Origin of the sequence: Corynebacterium sp. AOP12-C2-36 (assembly GCF_052379185.1) — a bacterium.
GTDB lineage: Bacteria > Actinomycetota > Actinomycetes > Mycobacteriales > Mycobacteriaceae > Corynebacterium.
Map to the genome: position 1 here is coordinate 1 of NZ_JBQSYJ010000076.1, position 726 is coordinate 726.

Consider the following 726-nt stretch of genomic DNA (forward strand, 5'->3'; position numbering starts at 1 on the left):
CTTTCGACTCAACTCCTACATCTCCTCGAAAGGGCACTCCACGATGGCCACCAGCCCCCATCATATCGACCCGTCCACCTACCTCGACGACCTGCTCACCCAAGCCTCCCCGGATCTGATGCGCCAGATGCTGCAGAGCTTCATCAACCAGATTCTGTCCACCCAGGCCGACCAGATCTGCGGCGCGGACTACGCCACCACCAGCCAGGCGCGCACCAACACCCGCAATGGCTACCGACACCGCGACCTCGACACCCGCGTCGGCACCGTCGACGTCGCCGTACCCAAACTCCGCTCCGGCTCGTTCTTCCCTGACTGGCTGCTGGAACGACGAAGCCGGGCCGAACGAGCCTTGAGCACCGTCATCGCGACCTGCTATCTCAAGGGTGTGTCCACCCGCAGGATGAACGACCTGGTCGCCAGCCTGGGGATCACCAACCTGTCGAAATCGCAGGTATCCGACATGGCCAAGGACCTCGACATCATGGTCGAGGACTTCCGCCACCGCCCACTCGACGGTGGACCCTACCTGTACGTGTCCTGCGACGCGCTGACGATGAAAGTCCGTGAAGGCGGACGGGTCGTGAAAACCTCCGTGCTGCTGGCCTGCGGGGTCAACGTGGAAGGCTACAGGGAATTACTGGGCATGCAGGTCGCCACCGCAGAGTCCGTGGCCTCCTGGACCGGGTTCTTCCGGGATCTCAAGGCCCGCGGGCTGGACCAGGT

At 63.5% G+C, this 726-nt stretch carries 1 protein-coding gene; it reads left to right on the plus strand.

Annotation, left to right across the window (positions count from 1 at the left end):
* Positions 1-43 precede the first annotated feature (43 nt).
* A partial coding sequence (locus ACT3UN_RS16530; protein ID WP_444657669.1) for an IS256 family transposase occupies positions 44-726 on the plus strand: 683 nt, incomplete at its 3' end.